The sequence below is a fragment of the Psychrobacter sp. NPDC078631 genome (genome assembly GCF_050268165.1).
Classification (GTDB): Bacteria; Pseudomonadota; Gammaproteobacteria; order Pseudomonadales; family Moraxellaceae; genus Psychrobacter.
In genome coordinates this window covers 535,680-555,436 of the sequence record NZ_JBNNGG010000001.1, presented here as the reverse complement: position 1 = coordinate 555,436, position 19,757 = coordinate 535,680, and the positions used below count along the sequence as shown (strand labels likewise).

The following is a 19,757-nucleotide window of genomic DNA, read 5'->3' as shown; positions in this document are numbered from 1 at the left end:
GTTTTACACTACTTTATTACTGTATGTTCAGACATTTTTACTTTCATATACAGACGAGGTTTGTATATTTATACAATAGGATTAAGTTATGGCAATCGACGTAGTGGTCAACCAACGGCATTTGCAGATTCAGCTCAAACAGCTAGAAACAGTATGGCATACGGTGATTAACGGTTATAACTTAAGCCAAGCGGCGACCGTGCTACATACCAGTCAATCAAGCCTATCGAAGCATATTGCTGCGTTAGAAAATCAGTTAAAGACGGAAGTATTTGTGCGTCAAGGCAAACGCCTGACAGGACTGACCACTATGGGCACAGCGCTTATGCCTCATATCGAGTCTATCTTTGCTGAAATTCGTACCATTGAAAACCTAAGTTTAGATTTTAATAATCCTAACATCGGTACGTTGACGATTGCCACCACTCACACACAAGCGCGTTATGTACTGCCGCAAGTGGTTAAAGAGTTTAAAGATCGTTTTCCTAAAGTAAATTTGATTTTGCAACAGGCAGATCCTGAGACCATCGCTCAGATGGTCATCCGTGGCCAAGCCGATATCGGTATCGCCACTGAATCCTTATTACATAATAACTATCTTAGATGCTACCGTTACTATGACTGGACGCATCGCGTTATCGTACCGAGTGATCACGAACTGGCTAGCCAAGAGTCTATCGACCTGCCCACGCTTGCTAGCTATCCGATTGTGACTTATCACGGTGGTTTTACAGGACGCGGCGCGATTGACAAAACGTTCGACGAAGCAGGATTGGAGCCAGATATCGTACTAGCGGCGCTCGATGCCGATGTGATCAGCACCTATGTCGGTCTGGGCCTAGGTATTGGTATCATCGCAGAAATGGCATTTGAGCCAAGCCATTATCAAAACCTGACTGCCATACCCGTCGATCATTTTGGTCGCTTTACCAGTTGGATGGCGGTACGCGATGATGCAGAAATCCGTCAATATGGACGCGCGTTCATGGAGCTATGTCAAAAGCAATTTGCAAATTAATAAGCATTTGTTAAATAAAGTATCTCAGACTTGCTCACCCTTACTAGACTGAGCTGTGGATGATAAAATAGATTCTAGAACGTTATTCAATGTTTCTTTTATATATTATTCACACTTGTATTGATATTTGGTCGAATAAAATTGATTAGCGACTAAATATCAATACATATTAACTTGCTCTTCTGTAAACAGGTGATACCGCTCATGGAAAAATTCGTAGCGATCATTATGGCAATTTTTGCCGCCCCTCTACTCATTGGCGGCGCTTATTTATTGTCCTTAGGCGGTAGTCCTTACTACCTCATTGCTGGCGTTATTATACTAACGACAGCTTTTTTATTGTTCAAAAAACACTGGAGTGCTTACGGGTTATATACGCTATTCATCGTAGCAACCATGACTTGGGCACTTTGGGAATCTGGGTTCTATTGGTGGGCGTTAGCACCTCGTGTTGGCTTCCCTCTCATCTTCGGTTTGCTCATGCTACTGCCATGGGTATCCAACAAAATGCGTGGTCCTAAAACTCAAGTAGCTTCAAATAGCGCACCGACCACAAATACTGTTAAGAAAAGCCCTCTGTATTATTGGGGTCTGCTCGTAAGCGTAATCGTAGGTGCACTACTCTCTTTTGGTAGTCTAGCCAACAATGCCACTGACAAACTCGGTGAGCTTGATTTAACTGCTGCAAATGATGACGAGCAAAACGTCAGCTCAGATGAGACCTCAGCCAACCTTGGTGACCCATTATCAAACGGTCAGCAAACGCCAGATGGCGAATGGAGCGCGTATGGTCGTACTGATTATGGTCAGCGCTACTCACCTCTAGATAAAATAAATACCGATAACGTCAAAGATTTAGAACTGGCATGGCAAATCCAAACAGGTGATGTCAAAGGGCCTAACGATGTCGGTGAGACCACTTATCAGGCAACGCCATTAAAAATCGGTAACGGTTTATACTTATGTACCCCGCATAACTGGGTCATGGCGCTAGATGCCGACTCTGGTGAGACGCGGTGGAAGTTTGATCCTCAAGTAGAGGAAAACTTACAACGACAGCATCAAACCTGTCGCGGCGTATCTTATTATGCGGGTCAAGCGGCCAGTCCTGTGCAAGTACAAAAAATTGCCGGCAATACTTTTGAAAACGCATCTAAGCAATGCGATGCCAAGATATTTATCCCAACTTCTGATGCGAAACTATATGCACTTGATCCAAATACTGGGCAACGCTGCCAAGACTTTGGGGATGATGGTGCATTAGACTTGATGCACAACATGCCGTTCAATCAAGCAGGTTACTATTATTCTACGTCACCACCAGTTATCGCGGGTGATACCATCATCGTAGCTGGTGCTGTCAATGATAATTATGATGTTAACTCGCCTTCTGGTGTAATCCGTGCGTATGATGTTAATACTGGTGAGCTTCTTTGGAACTGGGACTCAGGCGATCCTGATAATACAGCGCCTTTCGATGTCAATGATCCAACCCAAACTTACAAGACCAGCTCACCAAACTCATGGTCAGTCGCTACTGCCGATGAAGAGCTTGGATTGGCGTACTTCCCTATGGGTAACCGTACACCTGATCAGCTAGGTAGTTATCGAAATGCCGCTGAAGAAAAATATGCAACGTCTGTTGTCGCTCTAGATATCGAAACTGGTGAAGCACGCTGGGTTCAGCAGTTTGTCCATCATGACCTTTGGGATATGGACACGCCTGCTCAGCCAACCTTACTTGATCTAGATACGGCCGATGGTGTACAGCCTGCGCTGGTTGTACCAACCAAACAAGGCGATGTATACGTTTTGAACCGCGCAACAGGTGAGCCTATTGTACCGATTAAAGAGCGTCCTGCACCGCAAGGCTATCTCATAGCGGGAGAGCACGCAGCGCCAACTCAGCCTTATTCTGGCTTGAGCTTTGAGCCTGAACCACTGACTGAAAAAGACATGTGGGGTGCCAGTCTCGTTGATCAAATGATGTGCCGTATTGAGTTTAATCAGCTCAACTACGATGGTCGCTATACCCCACCATCAACCAATGGTAGCTTGGTCTATCCTGGTAACTTTGGAACCTTTAACTGGGGCGGTATCGCGGTCGATCCTGAGAATGGCGTGATGTTCGGTATGCCGACTTACTTGGCATTTACCTCAAAACTCATTCCTAGAGACACGTTGGGCGATGCAGAGACCAATAAAGGTGAGCAAGGCGTCAATGCCAATGAAGGTGCAGATTATGCAGTAGAATTGGGCCCCTTCTTGTCACCATTAGGCGTACCTTGTCAGCAGCCACCATGGGGCACGATCGCTGGTGCTGACCTGGCCACAGGTGATATCGCTTATCAACGCAAAAATGGTACGGTACAAGACTTGTCTCCTATTCCTATCAAACTGGAATTGGGCGTACCCGGTATCGGCGGACCTATCATCACTAAAGGTGGCGTCGCGTTCTTGTCAGCGGCGACAGAAAACAACTTCCGAGCTTATGACTTGAAAAATGGTGACGTACTATGGAATGTCCGTATTCCAGCGGGTGGTCAAGCCACGCCAATGACTTACTTGAACTCTAAAGGTGAGCAAATGGTCGTATTGGTCGCAGGTGGTCATGGTTCAGTTGGCACCACCATCGGTGATTATGTCTTAGCTTACAAGCTTGGTGACCAAGCTAAATAGTGTTGCATTTGGTTCTTAAGATAGTGATTATTTAATTTATCATTATCTTATAATCGACCAATTAGAGAAGCAGGTAACCTAGGTTGCCTGCTTTTTTTAATGCCATCTTTTTTTAATGCCATAGTGTAATGCTGCTAAATCCTTTTATGACCTCACTTATGGTTTGTTTATCGCTTATTTTGACAAACGACAACCTTTATAAATACAGCGTAGTAATTGTTAAGCAAGCTTAAAAACAGAGTTAGCGGACTTTGTTGTAATTCATTAACAGTAATTAGCGGCACTTGAAACTATCACTACCTATAAGCATATCAGTAGAAAATAATTTACACACTACTGGAACATTCATGAGTAATAAAATCCCTTTATCTTTTTTAGATCTCGCGCCTGTGCCTCAAGGCAAAACCATCGCTCAAGGCATCGCCCAAACGGTAGAAACCGCGCAGCAAGCTGAAAAATCAGGCTTAAATCGCTACTGGATGGCAGAGCATCATAATATGCCGGGTATCGCCAGTGCGGCTACTTCAGTACTACTATCGCATATCGGTAGTCAAACCGACCGTATCCGTATTGGTGCTGGCGGCGTTATGCTACCGAACCATGCCCCTCTCGTGATTGCTGAGCAGTTTGGTACTTTGCAGGCATTATATGGTGACCGTGTGGACCTAGGCCTAGGCCGTGCACCTGGTACTGATGGTGCGACGTTTCAGGCACTTCGTCGACAAATGAAAGATGCAGAACGCTTTCCACAAGATGTGCAAGAGCTAATGTATTTCCTAGGTAATGATACAGATGGCAGCCCTGTACAGGCATTTCCTGGCGCAAAATCAGGCATACCGATTTGGATATTAGGCTCTTCTCTATTTGGAGCGACTTTGGCTGCACACTTAGGACTACCCTACGTGTTTGCTTCTCACTTTGCCCCGCAAATGCTTGGGCAAGCAATTGAGGCTTACCGTGAACAGTTCAAACCGTCTGTCTATCTAGATAAGCCTTATGTGATGTTGGCTGCAAACTTATTGCTGGCTGATGATGATGCGACCGCTCAATATCACTTTACCTCAGCACAGCAAAGCTTTGTACGTCTGCGCCGTGGCGAAACAGGTCAAATGCCTAAGCCTACTCACGATATGGACAGTATCTGGAGCCAAGCAGAAAAAATGATGGTAGACAATGCATTGTCAGTATCATTCATTGGCTCTGTCGACACGGTCAAACCGAGACTCGCTGCATTTTTGGCAACCTATCAGCCAGATGAGCTAATTGTGACGGCCAATATTTATGACCAAGCCGCCCGTATCCGTTCACTTGAACTTACATCGGAGCTAAACTTATTTACTTTACAATGAAATGAGACACTTGCATAATTATTGATGAACCTTAACTGGATTTTTGACATGGAAGCAACTCCCATTATCGGTGCATCGCTCATGATTGGCTCGTCAATATTTATGTATATCGTCGCCTTTCTTGCCGTTATGGCTATCGGTGGTTATCTGACCTATCGTACTAGCCCAAAGCGCAAGCAGCGCCGTGAAGACAAGCGTAATAGTGAACGCTAGATTAATACCAAAAGCCCTCTTTTCTTATTTGAAAAGAGGGCTTTTTTAAGGCTGTCAAAATTAGATAAAGCGAAAATACTTACTTATTTAAGAATAGTATAAAATCTGCATTACATCAATCCAAGGGCACGTAACGACGCTGCCCCAATCGCCATACCAAACATGCCGACAACGGTAGTAAAGGCAAGTATATTGGCAGCGAGTACATCATTGCCACCCATTGCTTTTGCCATGACATAGCTGGCTGCAGCTGTTGGTGATGCGACCATCAAAAACAACACCCCCATATGCACGCCTGATAATCCAAAGCCAAGTCCAACAGCGATAGCAATTAATGGTGCAATGACAATTCGCCCAATACTCGCCTGCATAGATAAGCCCGAAGGATGCAACATAGACTTTAGGTTAATACTAGCACCTGCACAGATCAGTGCTAACGGCAGAGCCACCGCTGCCAGTAAATCACCAGTGGTATGAATCACACCAGTGAGTGGCGGTAATGGTAGTGCTTTATAGACGAATGCCCCAACCAATGCCAAAATCAAAGGATTGGTCAGTAACTTTTTCACAATCATCGTGCCGCGACTAACCCATGTGTCATCCACGCTTTTGGATACGCGGCTCAAGGTAATGACCGCCAAGATATTAAACAGTATCGTCACTACGCCCATATAGACAGCACCGATACTTAATCCTTGTGCGCCGTAAGCGTTGGCTACGGTTGCAAGGCCAATGATGGCCATGTTGCTACGGAATACGCCTTGTACAAACACACCTTGGTCTTCAGGACGCTTGACGAAGCGTTTGGCATAAAACTCTGCGCCAATAAATAATATAAACGTCACCAAGATACCAACAAGGATAAGCGTAATTTGCTTACCATAATCGACGTCGCTATCAACCACGCTAAAAAACAATAAACACGGCAAGCAATAATTAAAGACAAAACTTGACGCCTGATCGATAAAAGTTTGGCTTGCTTCACCACGTCGTTGCATAAAAAAACCCAACCACATTAAGGCAAGGTTGGGTAAAACAATGGTAATAGCAAAAACAATAGCATCAATCATAAGTAGACTCAGTTCGGTGACAAGCCCATCAATATATGGACATCAGCGAGACAAATTAACAAGTAGTAAGAAAATTTACTGACCTAGTATAGAGACAAAGTAGCAAGTAGGACAAGGTTACATGTGACTTTCTTTCAAAATCGACTGTTTTTTTGACAAACAAAAGCCCGTAACGAAATATCATTACGGGCTTTTATATTATAAGTGCTTTATTATAAAAGGCTTTATTGCATGCCTATTATGAGTCCAATGCAGCTTTTGCTTTTTTATGCTTTTTAACCGTCATTGCCAACAACTGAATGGCAGCAGGGGTTACACCACTCACACGTCCCGCTTGAGCTAGCGTTGCAGGACGAACTTGCGTAAGTTTTTGTACTATCTCATTGGACAGTCCTGACACGATACTATAATCAAAGTCTAATGGCAGCGCCGTATTTTCTAATCGCTTCATTTGATCGATATCTTCTTGTTGACGGTCGATATAGCCAGCATATTTAACAGAAATCTCTATCTGCTCGCCCACCTGTGCATCAACGGTTGAGTCCGTGATAGCTGCGATATCAGCAAAATGTATTTGCGGACGCTTTAGCAAATCAAAGGCAGTCGACTCTTTAGACAACACTTCACCTGTTTGCTCAGTCACTTGCTTACCTAATGCATTAGCAGGCGTTGCCCACATATCTTTTAGGCGTGAGGTTTCTGTCGCAATGGCTTCCATTTTTTCTTGATAGGCTTGCCAGCGTACATCGTCTACCAGACCCAGCTTACGACCAGTTTCAGTCAAACGCTGATCGGCATTGTCTTCACGTAGCAATAAACGATATTCTGCACGGCTCGTAAACATACGATACGGCTCGGTAGTACCGTGGGTAATCAAGTCATCGACAAGCACACCAAGATACGCTTCATCGCGGCGCGGTGTCCATGTGTCAAACTCGCTATTATTAGTAGTGACCAATGCCGCATTGGTACCTGCAAGCAAACCTTGTACGCCCGCTTCTTCATAGCCTGTCGTACCGTTGATCTGACCCGCAAAGTACAGACGATCAATCGACTTGGTTTCAAGCGTTGGCTTGAGGTTTTGTGGATCAAAGTAATCATACTCAATCGCATAACCTGGACGAGTAATATGCGCGTTTTCTAAGCCTTTCATACTATGAATAAAGTCTAACTGCACATCAAATGGCAAACTGGTTGAGATACCATTGGGATATAGCTCATGCGTGGTCAGACCTTCTGGCTCGATGAAAATCTGATGGCTGTCTTTATCCGCAAAGCGATGGATTTTGTCTTCGATAGATGGACAATAACGCGGGCCCACGCCTTCGATTTTTCCGGAGAACATCGGCGAACGATCAAGGTTTTCGCGGATGATGTCATGAGTACGTGCATTGGTATGGGTGATATAGCAATTGACCTGCTCAGGATGCATAGAGACGTCACCCATATAGCTCATCACTGGCAACGGCGTATCACCCGGCTGTACAGTCATCACGCTAAAGTCAACACTACGTGCATCGATACGTGCTGGCGTACCTGTCTTTAGACGACCAACTGGCAGCTTAAGTTCACGTAAACGATCTGCCAACTTGATAGAAGGCTGATCCCCTGCACGGCCACCATTTGAGTTTTCCATACCAATATGGATAACGCCGCCCAAGAAAGTCCCTGAGGTCAGTACCACTGTTTCGGTCTTAAAGATAATACCTGTAGAAGTCACGACTGCCGTCGCACGACCGTTTTCAACCAAGATATCATCAGCAGCTTGCTGGAATATATCTAGGTTTGGCTGGTTTTCTAGCGTATGACGGATAGCTGCTTTATACAAGATACGGTCTGCTTGCGCACGCGTGGCACGAACGGCAGCCCCTTTACGGCTGTTTAGTACGCGAAACTGGATACCAGCCTTGTCCGTTGCCAACGCCATTGCACCGCCCAATGCATCGATCTCACGCACTAAATGCGATTTACCGATACCACCAATCGCAGGATTACAACTCATCTGCCCGAGCGTCTCAATATTATGCGTCAACAATAAGGTCTGTGCGCCCATACGTGCAGCCGCCAGAGCAGCTTCTGTACCAGCATGACCACCGCCGATCACTATCACGTCGTAATGTTTTGGGTATTGCATGTGTGCCTCACTTGACTCATAACGCTGCTGATTGCCATATCCTATGTTCAAATAAGAAAACAATCAGCAAATAAACGTCAGTCGTATTTATAAAAAAGATAACGACTCAGATAAGTCGTTCATAATTGGTTGAATAACCTATTATTATAACAATTTTTTCACGCTTAAAAAACGCTAGGACAAAAACTATTATAATTAAGCGCAAAGATATTTATGCCATCATCACTTTGGTTGCTAGCTTTTGAGTTCGTGATGATGTCTTAGTTATTACTGTTTCCACGGCTAAGCGGTACGATCTGATCTGATTGACCACTAGACAGCATATGATGGCTACCATACCCTTCTGGATTGATCTGTAGATAGGCGTTCATTTGACCTATCGCTTCACCATCATCACTGGCCAAAATCTGCTCTTTGATGAGCTCAACCGGCGGTAATGGTAAGTTTTTGAGCAATGCCAAGCGTTGATGGTTATCACCCTTGTTGACTACCAACTCGATAAGCTGACGAGCATCAATTGGCAAATCTGGTGTGTTCTGTGCCAACAGTGCCAAATGATAAGCACCTGCAGGATCTTGGTCTACAACAATGCGCTGCTCAATCGCAACATATGTCGCTTCAGTTGCACCGCCTGCCACACTAAGCTGATGAATACATTTAAGTGCTGAGTATGACTCATTGTTAGCAATCTCAATAATGCGTGTCGATTCATTTTTTAAACGTTCACGGCGCTTTTCAATCGCCGCCTGCTCAGCCGCTTCTCTTTGCTCATTTAACTGTTCGCTGGTTTGGTTATTCATAAAGCTCTCTTACTCATCTGATAATTATTATTTATATCGCTGACATCTTGGACAATATATGGGGGTAAATCCTATAAAAACAACGAAGCCTAATGACATAGGCGCGTGGAAATATTAGTAGGAACAGAAATAGATACGCTACTAATAACACTAATAGCGACAATAAAAAAAACCCAAACAGCCATTAAATGACTATCTGGGTTTGCTATGCTTGTATCTTGCAAAGGCTAATTGGACATTAAAGACATCCAATTCACACTTTCAAGTATTAAGCAGCAGGGCTGTTTGCTTCAACCAATGGCTTTAGCTCGCCTGATTGATACATTTGCAAGATGATGTCTGATCCACCCATCAACTCACCATCAATCCATAACTGCGGGAACGTTGGCCAATTAGCGATTTTTGGCAACGTTGCACGGATTTCTGGGTTTTCTAAAATGTTTACAAACGCAAATGGACGACCAATCTGAGTCAACACTTCGATAGAGCGCGCTGAAAAGCCACACTGTGGAAATTGCGGTGTGCCTTTCATGTAGATAATAACTTTATTGTCACGGATTTGATCACGGATCAATTGTTCAACGTCGTTTGCAGCAGTGTTTGGGGTTTGCTCACTCATAAAAGCTCCTATTGATAAAGCGGTTCATTAAAATGATTATTTATATAAAATAATTGTGTAAAGACGTGGCTGATACATGGGGCGACTGCCGCTGTATTACAAGCACGAATTTCTATCTATATAGGTTCGATAGCATTAGGGACTAATAATACCACGGCATTGGCCATGATGCCCTCTTGACGACCCGTAAATCCCAATTTTTCAGTCGTGGTGGCTTTTACACTGATATTGCTAATATCTGTTTGCAGGTCACTGGCAATATTAGCGCGCATTGCTGGATTATGCGGCGCTAACTTTGGACGCTCACACATTACGGTAATATCAGCATTGCCTAGGCTATAACCAGCCTCTTTCACTTTACTATAAACATAACGCAGCAATACTCGTGAATCCAATCCAGCATGTGCCGCATCGGTATCGGGAAAATGCTGCCCGATATCGCCAAGTGCTAAAGCACCAAGAAGCGCATCAGCAAGTGCGTGCAAGACCACATCCCCATCAGAGTGTGCGAGCAAACTGTGAGTATGCTCAATAGGCACGCCCGCTAGAATGACATATTGTTGCTGCTGACCATTATTATGAAAAGCATGAACGTCGATACCTTGACCAATTTTTATCATTATTATTCCAAGATGAGTTAAAGGTGATTAAAATAATTCAAAACCACTATCTGAATTTTCAAAGTGGTTTTACTAGTAGCCAGACACCATCGGTCGCCACCAGTTTCAATTAACTGGTATAATATGACGTTTATTTTATCATAATACTAGATCCAAAAGACAAGCTGACGTTGTTGTGCTGAGACTACGTATTGTAGTGATTGCATAATACTTGGCGTCGGCATGTACTTTGGATAACGTATAAATAGTTGAGCCGTTTTATGTCAGCCATACAAAATACCTCAAGCACAACCGTTTCTGAGTCTTTTAATGCTCATCACCCTTTAACACTTGCTGATGTCGAAAATCCTAGCACCAAGCATGTGATTGTCGGTATGTCAGGCGGGGTCGATTCTTCTGTATCAGCCGTATTACTTCAACAGGCAGGCTTCAAGGTCGAAGGCTTGTTTATGAAGAACTGGGAAGAAGATGACGGCACCGAATACTGTACGGCGATGGATGATCTAGCAGACGCGCAAGCCGTATGTGACAAAATCGGTATGAAGCTGCACACAGCCAACTTTGCTATGGAATACTGGGATCGCGTATTCGAGCACTTTTTGGCGGAATATAAAGCAGGACGCACCCCAAACCCTGATATCTTGTGCAATAAAGAAATTAAGTTTAAAGCATTTTTGGACTATGCGTTGACCCTTGGGGCAGATTATATCGCGACAGGTCACTATACGCGCCGCAGTGTGAATTATACTAATGATGACGGTGATGAGGTTGCGCAGCTCTTACGCGGTCTTGATAACAATAAAGACCAAAGCTATTTCTTACATGCGGTTGGCGGTGACAAAATCGCTAAAACACTGTTCCCAGTTGGCGAGCTTGAAAAGCCAGTGGTACGTCAGATTGCTGAAGAGCATGACCTAGCGACGGCTAAGAAGAAAGACTCTACAGGCATTTGCTTTATTGGTGAGCGCCGCTTTAAAGACTTCTTACAGCAATATTTGCCTGCCCAAAAAGGCGAGATACTTACTGATGATAATAAAGTCATCGGCACTCATGATGGCCTCATGTATTACACATTGGGTCAACGCGGCGGCATCGGCATTGGCGGGGTTAAAGACCGTGTAGAGGCACCATGGTTTGTATTGGCAAAAGACTTAGAGAAAAATCGTTTAATCGTCGGTCAAGGGCATGAACATCCCATGCTAATGAGCAACGAGCTAAAAGCCTATAAGCTCGATTGGATTGATGGTTTACCACCTGCGGATGTGTTTAGCGACGAAGGTCTAGCCTGTATGGAAAAGTCTCGCTATCGCCAGCCAGATCAAGCCTGTCGCGTGTTTGCGACCAATACTGATGGCAGCGAAGTGCGCGTCGTATTTGATGAGCCACAGCGCGCCGTCACTCCTGGTCAGTCAGCGGTATTTTATATCGATGAAGTATGTCTGGGCGGCGGCGTGATTGAATCTATCGATGCACCTTGCGGATTCTAATTGCTTCCTAAGACCCAACTTAAAGCACAGATGTTGATGCAGTGAATAGATTGATTTTAACGGGCGTCAACATCGCTTTATTTGCATAGACCGCTTTTTTAATATCATATTTCTGCTATATTACGCGCAACGATTTTGACGTCGTTTATTATATGGTAATTTTTTATCCAGACTCTTGCAGTTTTTTATTTCATAACTACTGAGGCATAACCATGACCCCACTTACCGCTCTCTCTCCAATTGATGGTCGTTACGCATCAAAGGCTGACAGCTTACGTCCTTATTTATCTGAATTTGGTCTAATCAAAGCTCGCGTTACGGTAGAGATTCGCTGGTTGCAGTCTTTAGCTGACAACAGCGCAATTGGTGAATTAGCAGCATTTGATGACCAGACCAACGCTTTTTTGAATGCAATCGTTGATGACTTTAGCGAAGCAGATGCTCAAGCTATCAAAGACATCGAAGCGACGACCAATCATGATGTAAAAGCGGTCGAGTACTTTATCAAAGACAAGTTCCGTGGTCAGGATGCCTTAATTGATTCGCTTGAGTTCATTCACTTTGCTTGTACCAGTGAAGATATCAATAACTTATCGTATGCATTGATGCTCAAAGACAGCCGCGAGTTAGTCGTTGCGAAAATGCAGCAAGTGACTGATAGTATCGTTGACTTATCTATTGCTCACGCTGATCAGCCAATGTTATCACGTACACATGGTCAGACAGCCAGTCCAACGACACTGGGTAAAGAGATGGCAAACGTAGCCTATCGCCTAGCCCGCCAAATCAAGCAAATCGGTCAAGTAGAGCTGTTAGGTAAAATTAATGGCGCCGTTGGTAACTACAATGCCCATTTTTCAGCGTATCCTGATGTCGACTGGCAGACCCATGCTGAAGCCTTCATCAATCAGCGTCTTGAGCTGACATTCAACCCTTATACCACTCAAATTGAGCCACATGACTATATCGCTGAGTTGTTTGATGCTGTTAAGCGCTTCAATACCATCTTGATCGACTTTAACCGCGATATCTGGCAATACATTAGCTTAGGCTATTTCAAACAACGTCTAAAAGATGGTGAAGTTGGCTCTTCTACCATGCCGCATAAAGTTAATCCAATTGACTTTGAAAACTCTGAAGGTAACTTAGGCGTTGCCAACGCTATGCTGGCACATTTGGGTGAGAAGTTACCCATTTCACGTATGCAACGTGACCTGTCGGACTCAACGGTGTTGCGTAATATCGGTGTTGGCCTAGCACAGAGCATGATTGCGTTTGATGCTTGTTTAAAAGGTGTGGGTAAACTTGAGCTAAATGCGCAGCGTTTAAATGATGATTTGAATCAAGCGCAAGAAGTATTGGCAGAGCCGATTCAAACGGTCATGCGTCGCTACCGCGTTGAAAACCCATATGAAAAACTAAAAGCTTTGACTCGCGGTAATGCCATGACTCGTGAAGCCATGCTAACCTTTGTCGAAAGCGATGAGCTATCGGCAGTTAGTGATGCGGACAAAGAACGCCTACGTGCATTGACGCCTGCTACTTATATCGGTAATGCCGCTGAGCAAGCACGCGCTATTAAAGAATGGATTGCCAAGCTTTAATAGCTAATAAGAGCATACTGATAAGATCGGACTAGAAAGGTAGGAGCGCCTAATATTATTTACTCGCTCCTATCTTTCTAGCACTTTTATCTTATTCAGTTATTATCTTAATAGCTATTATCTGAACAACTATTATCTGAATAACTAGTAACCTTACTTTGAACGCTATGATTGGTGTTGATTCGATTGCTTTTGATTCAAAACCCATAGTCGATAAGTAAGGTTTTATTTTTTATCATCATCGTCATCACTGTCGCCCGGTATGATGGCTTTACCCACAGCAACGGTTCCTTTGACCACGCCTTTGGTAGTTTTATAAGCGATTTTTGCGGGTACTGTGACAATCTTATGGACACAGGCTTGTAGCAAAAACACGCTAGCGATGATGACAACAAAATGCAGCTTTTTCATAACGTTCCTACGATTGAGTGGATGCTCGGCTGACAGCTATTATTTTGATAATCGTTATTGCTTATATGTACTATATAAACGTTACCAAAATAATAGACATCAAATAGATGACAATCTTAAACTATTAAAACCCTCCTATAAAGCATCCCTTATTATTAATCTTGTACACCGCCAAAATATGGATTTACCAATGACTTCTATTCCTCTTTGTTTACCCGACTCTATCACGCCTGAGCAATTCCTGACTGAATACTGGCAAAAGAAGCCACTACTTATTAAGCAAGGGTTGCCACAGCTGATTGATATGTTTGAACCAGATGACATGATTGGTCTTGCGCTTGAAGAAGATGCTAGCGCAAGACTGCTGACTCAGGCAGCCAGTAAAAAAGAAGGTCAGGCACAGTGGCAACTCAAAAAAAGCCCACTGAATGAGACTGATTTTGAAAACCTACCAGAGCAATGGACCGTATTGGTGCAGAATCTTGAACAATGGTCGCCAGAGCTTGGTCAGTTATGGCAAGCATTTGACTTTATTCCGCAATGGCAGCGCGATGACATCATGGTTTCTTACGCGCCAGCAGGTGGTTCGGTTGGTAAACATTATGACGACTACGATGTGTTTTTGGCACAAGGCTACGGCTCTAGACGTTGGCAATTGGGCAAATTCTGTGATGACCAGACAGAATTTGTTGCTGATGAGCCGCTGCGTTTATTTGACGACATGGGCGAGCTTATTTTTGATGAGATACTAGAAGCGGGTGATGTCCTTTATGTACCGCCGAAATTATCACATTTCGGTGTGGCACAAGATGACTGTCTGACTTTCTCGTTTGGATGTCGTCGTCCAAACCTGATGCAAATCATCGATAGTGTGGCCGATATCGCAACCAATGACAGCAAGTTATTTATCCCGATGCTACTACCGCAAGCGCTACAAGCGTCAGGTGAATTGCAAGCAGATAGTATTGCGGCTATCAAGGCGCAATTGCTAGAAATGCTACAATCTGATCGCGGTGATGATATGATTCGCCAAGCAGTCTCTGAAGTCGTTAGTAAACGCCAATATGATGCGCTGATGCCAGAAGAGACGTTAGATACCGATGAGCTAATGCAAGCCCTATCAGAAGGGGCCACATTGCAGGCGGACTATAGCAACCGCCTACTCTATAGCCAGACCACTGATGGCACCGTGCTGTATGCCAATGGTCAACGTATCGATGGGCTTGATGAATCGGCGATAGCAGTACTAGTACGCTTGGCCAATGGTGAAGCATTACAACATAGCGACGTCGCAGATGTCGATGCAGATGATTTGAGCGAATGGCTAGAAAACGGTTGGATATGGGTTGATATTGCTGAATAACATCCTGTCATCAGGCTTAAGTTAAACAGCATAAACAAAAAAACCGCTATCTGATAATTACTCAGATAGCGGTTTTTTCTTATATATCTTATGCAATCACTAGTTTGGTAGTTATAGCGCTACCAAACACCGCTTAGCCTTTATAAAAGTTGATATAAAAGCGAAGCGGATTCGTAATTAATGCAGTGATGCTACTCTGTACCAAGCTCAAGCAAGCTCGCGTTACCACCGATTGCTGTGGTATTGATAGTCTTGACTCGCTCAGTGACAAAACGATGCAGATAGTCAGGCGTTAGCATTTCTGACAAGCCTTCCATATCAGTGACACTGATAACCTGTGTCAAAATACCGTCAGTATTGGCAAGCTCTTGACTGATGGCTTGCACCTCGCTGCGGCTACCAGAGACAGCCACTTGTGCTAGACGATCGATGTATAAAAGCGTCACAGTTTGCGAATCGTTAGCCACACTTAATACATCTTCGCTGATACCTGTGTCGTGCAGTATTTTAGCAGCTTCATTACACATCTCATCCTGGCTTGGGCAATGCAATATAACTTCATTACCTGTCAACAAAGCTGCGATAAGCTGACCTAATACTGCCATAACTCTAGCAGTTTCGCCACCGATGACCATGGTTTTACCACGGCCAGTCACATACAAGTCATTGGACTCGCCTGTTGCGCCTGTCATACGATGCATCTCATCCAAGCTAGGCGCAGCGCTCAACAAATGGTTGAATAAGCGCTTTGCTTTATTAGCATCACCAGTGAGCAATGCCAGTTTTGGAATGGCTGCTTGTAGATACGTTGCGCGGTTGACTGCGCCGAGTAATCGCCAAGATTCACAAACCTGGGCATGATTTTTTTTGAATTCAGTCGCCATGTTGCTACTCCTTATGCGAGTTCTGTTTGAGTGGTAGTTTGGGTTTCGGTCGCTGTCATATGAGCAGCTGACTGTTCAGCATTGACTGTTTCTGAGCTAAGTTGCATGAGACGCGCGACATAGTGAGGGCCACCAGCTTTAGGACCAGTACCAGATAGACCACAACCACCGAATGGCTGTACGTTTACGACCGCGCCGATTTGGTTACGGTTGATGTAAGTGTTACCGACAAATGCACGGCGCTCAATGTGCTCAACGGTATTTTCGATACGGCTATGGATACCTAACGTCAAACCGAAGCCTGTGTTGTTAATAGCATCAATCAGCTTATTCAAATCACGTGCTTGATAACGAAGTACGTGTAGAATTGGGCCAAAGTGCTCACCACCGATCACATCAATGCTCTTTACTTCGATCGCGGTTGGCAATACAAAGGTAGACTTCTCTTGACTGACGACTGAGCTTGAGCTCATCGGCGTCTGTGCCAAGATAGTAGCAGTCGGCTCAGCACTCATACGTTCGATGTGCGCCTCTAAACCATGCTTAGCATCTGCATCAATTACTGGACCTACATCTGTCGCAGCATATAGAGGATTACCTACAGACAGCTCAGCCATATTACCTTGCAATAGCTCGATTAAATCATCTGCCATCTCTTCTTGTACGCACAATATGCGACAAGCTGAGCAACGCTGACCTGCTGAACCAAATGCTGATAGTACCGCATCTCTAACGACTTGCTCTGGCAATGCTGTTGAGTCAACGATCATCGCATTTTGACCGCCAGTCTCAGCGATAAAGACAGGCAACTCGCCACTGGTTTGTGCATGATCATTTAGGCTTTGGTTGATACGTTGGGCTGTTTGAGTAGAGCCTGTAAATATTACCCCTGCGATATTGTCAGCAGCCGTCAAAGCACCACCTACGTCGCCTGCGCCAATGACTAATTGCAATGCTTCGGCTGGTATGCCCGCTTGATACATCAACTGGGCACCAAAGTGAGCTACCAAACTGGTTTGTTCAGCAGGTTTCGCTACTACGGTGTTACCTGCAGCAAGTGCAGCTACAATCTGTCCCGTATAGATAGCCAATGGGAAGTTCCATGGACTGATACAAACGAAAGTGCCACGTGCTTTATACACTTGACGAGACTGCTTACCAGCCAAGTCTGTGAACTCATGTACGACGTCATCTAGACGCTCTGCTTCGTCAGCATAGAAACGACAGAAATCAACGGCTTCTTTGATTTCATCGATGCCATCTTGCATGGTTTTGCCCGCTTCAACTTGGCATAGTGCCATTAGCTCAGCGTAGTTTTCTTCGTATAGCTCAGCAATCTTACGTAATATCTCAGCACGCTTAGCAGCTGGTACATTTTGCCATACATCTTGACCAACAACAGCAACGTCAATCGCTTGGCGAGCCACTTCAGCGTTGGCATAAGTTACTTTACCAGCACTAACTTCGTGGTTCCAAGGCGCAAGTACAGTTTGCGTATCAAGCTGATTCGTTTGACCATCTACTTCGTAAGTATCAACAGCTTTACCATTAATGATAGAGGTTGCTGACCATGTTTTGTGTAGATGGCTATCAATAGCTGATTTGAACGGCAACCATTGTGACTCTACAAAGATATTAGGGCCAAAACTTGCACGGCGTTCACCGTAAATCTCTAACGGTAACGGGATGTCTGGATTGTGCAATGTTGCATTACCAAGCAGCTTGTCATATGGATGCACTGTTAGCTTTTCAATTGGGTAAGACTTGTCTAGCAACTGATGAACAAACGAGCTGTTGGCACCGTTCTCTAATAAGCGGCGTACCAAGTACGGTAGCAAGTCTTTATGCGCGCCCACTGGCGCATAGATACGTACAGGAATCTCATAAGCTTGCAAAATATGATCATAAAGCGCATCGCCCATGCCGTGCAGACGTTGGAATTCAAAGTCTCTATGTGCACTCATGGTCATGATTGATGACAATGTATGCGCATTATGCGTCGCAAACTGTGGCCAGATTAGGCCGCGCAGATGGTCTGACAATAAGAAGCGCGCACAAGCAAGGTATGCAGTATCCGTACCTTCTTTACGTGTCCAAACTGGATAGCCTGATAGACCTTTTTGCTGAGCAAGTTTGATCTCAGTATCCCAGTAAGCGCCTTTTACTAGACGTACTGGAATACGATCACCGACTTCAGTAGACAAACGAGCAAGCCATGCTAATACAGCGATAGCGCGTTTAGAGTACCCTTGTACAACGATACCTAAACCATCCCAGTCTGCCGTTAAATTATCGCGGTACAAAGACTCAAACAGTTTTAGAGAAATCTCAAGGCGATCTGCTTCTTCAGCATCAATACTGATATCGACATTGACTTCACGTGCCGCTTCAATCAATAGCAGGCAGCGCTGACGTAATAGGCCCATTACTTGCGCTTCTTGCGTTGCTTCATAGCGAGGATGCAGTGCTGATAATTTGATAGACACTGACGGCTTCGGCATGCCTTCTTTGACTTTTACGTTCGCCGTGGCTCTGATCGCATGTAGATAGTCATTGAAGTATTTTTCCGCATCTTTATGCGTGATCGCTGCTTCACCTAACATATCAAATGAATAGGTATAGCCTCTATTACGATATGGCTGGCTGTTTTTATTGGCGTCTTCGATGGTCTCGCCCAATACAAACTGATGGCCCATGATACGCATGGCTTTTTGCATCGCACTACGAATGACAGGCTCACCCATCTTTTTAGTCATACGATCCAAGAAACCTGATGCAGTGGTGCTGCTGTCAATACTGACAACGCGACCAGTCATCATCATACCCCAAGTAGAGGCATTGACCATAAAGCCATTGTCATTTTTAATGTGCTTTTTCCAGTCAGCCACACTCATTTTGTCATGAATCAATGCATCAGCCGTATAGTTGTCTGGCACACGAATCAAGGCTTCTGCCAAGCTCATTAGCAAGATACCTTCTTGGGTATCAAGGCTATACTCAAGTAATAATGAGTCAACCATCTTGACGGCTTTACCATCATTACGCACGTGCTCGACCAGTTTGCGCGTTTGCTCAGCAGCAGCATCGCGTTCTTCTATACTAGGTTTGGCAAGTGGCAACAACTCAGACAACCAACGTTCTTCATCGGCGCTATATAGCGGCGAAATACGCTTATTTAGCGCATCTGCTGACTGGGCGAGATACTCAGGCGACAGCATATCAACAGGATTAAACAAGATCGGCTCTTGCGGGGTAAACTGGTCTACTGGGTTCATAATAACTCCATAACTATCGTTTAAAAACCATAATAAATGGTGCTTTAGGAAGTCTGATCGTCCTGTATAACTGCTCATAACCGCTATCAGAAAATAGTGGTTATTGACGGATATTCACAGCAATAATCAAAAGACCAAACGGCGCCATCACAAAACTAAAAATCCAGCATAGGCTGGAGACGGTTAAGTAGGTCGTTCGACTGTTAAACGGGCTACGTTAACAATACAAAG

General features: G+C 44.5%; 15 protein-coding genes. 7 read left to right on the top strand and 8 right to left on the bottom strand.

Going from position 1 to position 19,757, the window contains the following annotated elements; all coding sequences use genetic code 11:
• Positions 1-88 precede the first annotated feature (88 nt).
• The 4 genes from ACQKCP_RS02210 to ACQKCP_RS02195 all read left to right on the top strand — a co-directional run bounded on the left by ACQKCP_RS02210 (position 89) and on the right by ACQKCP_RS02195 (position 5,259).
• On the top strand, positions 89-1,018 hold the full coding sequence (locus tag ACQKCP_RS02210) for a LysR substrate-binding domain-containing protein (RefSeq protein ID WP_057759664.1): 930 nt from the start codon (positions 89-91) through the stop codon (positions 1,016-1,018).
• A gap of 204 nt (positions 1,019-1,222) precedes the next feature.
• Positions 1,223-3,697 carry a membrane-bound PQQ-dependent dehydrogenase, glucose/quinate/shikimate family gene (locus ACQKCP_RS02205; RefSeq protein ID WP_427611102.1) on the top strand — a complete coding sequence of 825 codons (2,475 nt, stop codon included), beginning with the start codon at positions 1,223-1,225 and terminating at the stop codon, positions 3,695-3,697.
• Between the two features lie 347 nt (positions 3,698-4,044).
• Positions 4,045-5,046, top strand: coding sequence for an LLM class flavin-dependent oxidoreductase (locus tag ACQKCP_RS02200; protein ID WP_427611101.1), 1,002 nt, complete (start codon positions 4,045-4,047; stop codon positions 5,044-5,046).
• A 48-nt stretch (positions 5,047-5,094) separates the two neighbouring features.
• Positions 5,095-5,259, top strand: coding sequence for a hypothetical protein (locus tag ACQKCP_RS02195; protein WP_156410686.1), 165 nt, complete (start codon positions 5,095-5,097; stop codon positions 5,257-5,259).
• Between the two features lie 110 nt (positions 5,260-5,369).
• Here the strand turns inward: ACQKCP_RS02195 and ACQKCP_RS02190 are convergent, their stop codons facing one another.
• From ACQKCP_RS02190 to ispF, 5 genes are all read right to left on the bottom strand, one after another.
• Complete coding sequence (locus ACQKCP_RS02190) at positions 5,370-6,329, bottom strand: AEC family transporter (protein WP_290175859.1); 960 nt, start codon at positions 6,327-6,329, stop codon at positions 5,370-5,372.
• Positions 6,330-6,567: 238 nt separating this feature from the next.
• Positions 6,568-8,463 (bottom strand): tRNA uridine-5-carboxymethylaminomethyl(34) synthesis enzyme MnmG, encoded by a 1,896-nt coding sequence (gene mnmG / locus ACQKCP_RS02185; protein WP_341609070.1) that lies wholly within the window; start codon positions 8,461-8,463, stop codon positions 6,568-6,570.
• Positions 8,464-8,723: 260 nt separating this feature from the next.
• A complete protein-coding gene (locus ACQKCP_RS02180; RefSeq protein ID WP_394124110.1) occupies positions 8,724-9,263 on the bottom strand; it encodes a hypothetical protein in 540 nt (179 codons plus the stop codon).
• 268 nt (positions 9,264-9,531) lie between these two features.
• The gene (gene grxD / locus ACQKCP_RS02175) at positions 9,532-9,882 is read right to left on the bottom strand and encodes a Grx4 family monothiol glutaredoxin (protein WP_057759647.1); all 351 of its coding nucleotides are present in this window, start codon (positions 9,880-9,882) and stop codon (positions 9,532-9,534) included.
• A 116-nt stretch (positions 9,883-9,998) separates the two neighbouring features.
• On the bottom strand, positions 9,999-10,502 hold the full coding sequence (gene ispF, locus ACQKCP_RS02170) for a 2-C-methyl-D-erythritol 2,4-cyclodiphosphate synthase (protein WP_427611100.1): 504 nt from the start codon (positions 10,500-10,502) through the stop codon (positions 9,999-10,001).
• A gap of 260 nt (positions 10,503-10,762) precedes the next feature.
• On the opposite strand from ispF, the gene mnmA reads away from it, so the two are divergent.
• Positions 10,763-11,989, top strand: coding sequence for a tRNA 2-thiouridine(34) synthase MnmA (gene mnmA / locus ACQKCP_RS02165; RefSeq protein WP_427611099.1), 1,227 nt, complete (start codon positions 10,763-10,765; stop codon positions 11,987-11,989).
• 212 nt (positions 11,990-12,201) lie between these two features.
• Positions 12,202-13,593: an adenylosuccinate lyase gene (purB, locus tag ACQKCP_RS02160; protein WP_102092828.1), complete on the top strand. Its 1,392-nt coding sequence runs from the start codon at positions 12,202-12,204 to the stop codon at positions 13,591-13,593.
• Between the two features lie 225 nt (positions 13,594-13,818).
• On the opposite strand, the gene ACQKCP_RS02155 is transcribed toward purB, so the two are convergent.
• A complete protein-coding gene (locus ACQKCP_RS02155) occupies positions 13,819-14,004 on the bottom strand; it encodes an NF038104 family lipoprotein (protein WP_057759633.1) in 186 nt (61 codons plus the stop codon).
• Positions 14,005-14,194: 190 nt separating this feature from the next.
• Between ACQKCP_RS02155 and ACQKCP_RS02150 the strand changes: the two genes are divergently transcribed.
• Entirely contained in the window at positions 14,195-15,367 is a 1,173-nt protein-coding gene (locus tag ACQKCP_RS02150) for a JmjC domain-containing protein (protein ID WP_427611098.1), read from the top strand.
• Between the two features lie 191 nt (positions 15,368-15,558).
• Here ACQKCP_RS02150 and ACQKCP_RS02145 read toward each other — a convergent pair whose 3' ends face one another.
• Entirely contained in the window at positions 15,559-16,251 is a 693-nt protein-coding gene (locus ACQKCP_RS02145) for a 1-pyrroline-5-carboxylate dehydrogenase (protein ID WP_427611097.1), read from the bottom strand.
• Between the two features lie 11 nt (positions 16,252-16,262).
• A complete protein-coding gene (putA, locus tag ACQKCP_RS02140; RefSeq protein ID WP_427611096.1) occupies positions 16,263-19,526 on the bottom strand; it encodes a bifunctional proline dehydrogenase/L-glutamate gamma-semialdehyde dehydrogenase PutA in 3,264 nt (1,087 codons plus the stop codon).
• Positions 19,527-19,757: the final 231 nt, after the last annotated feature.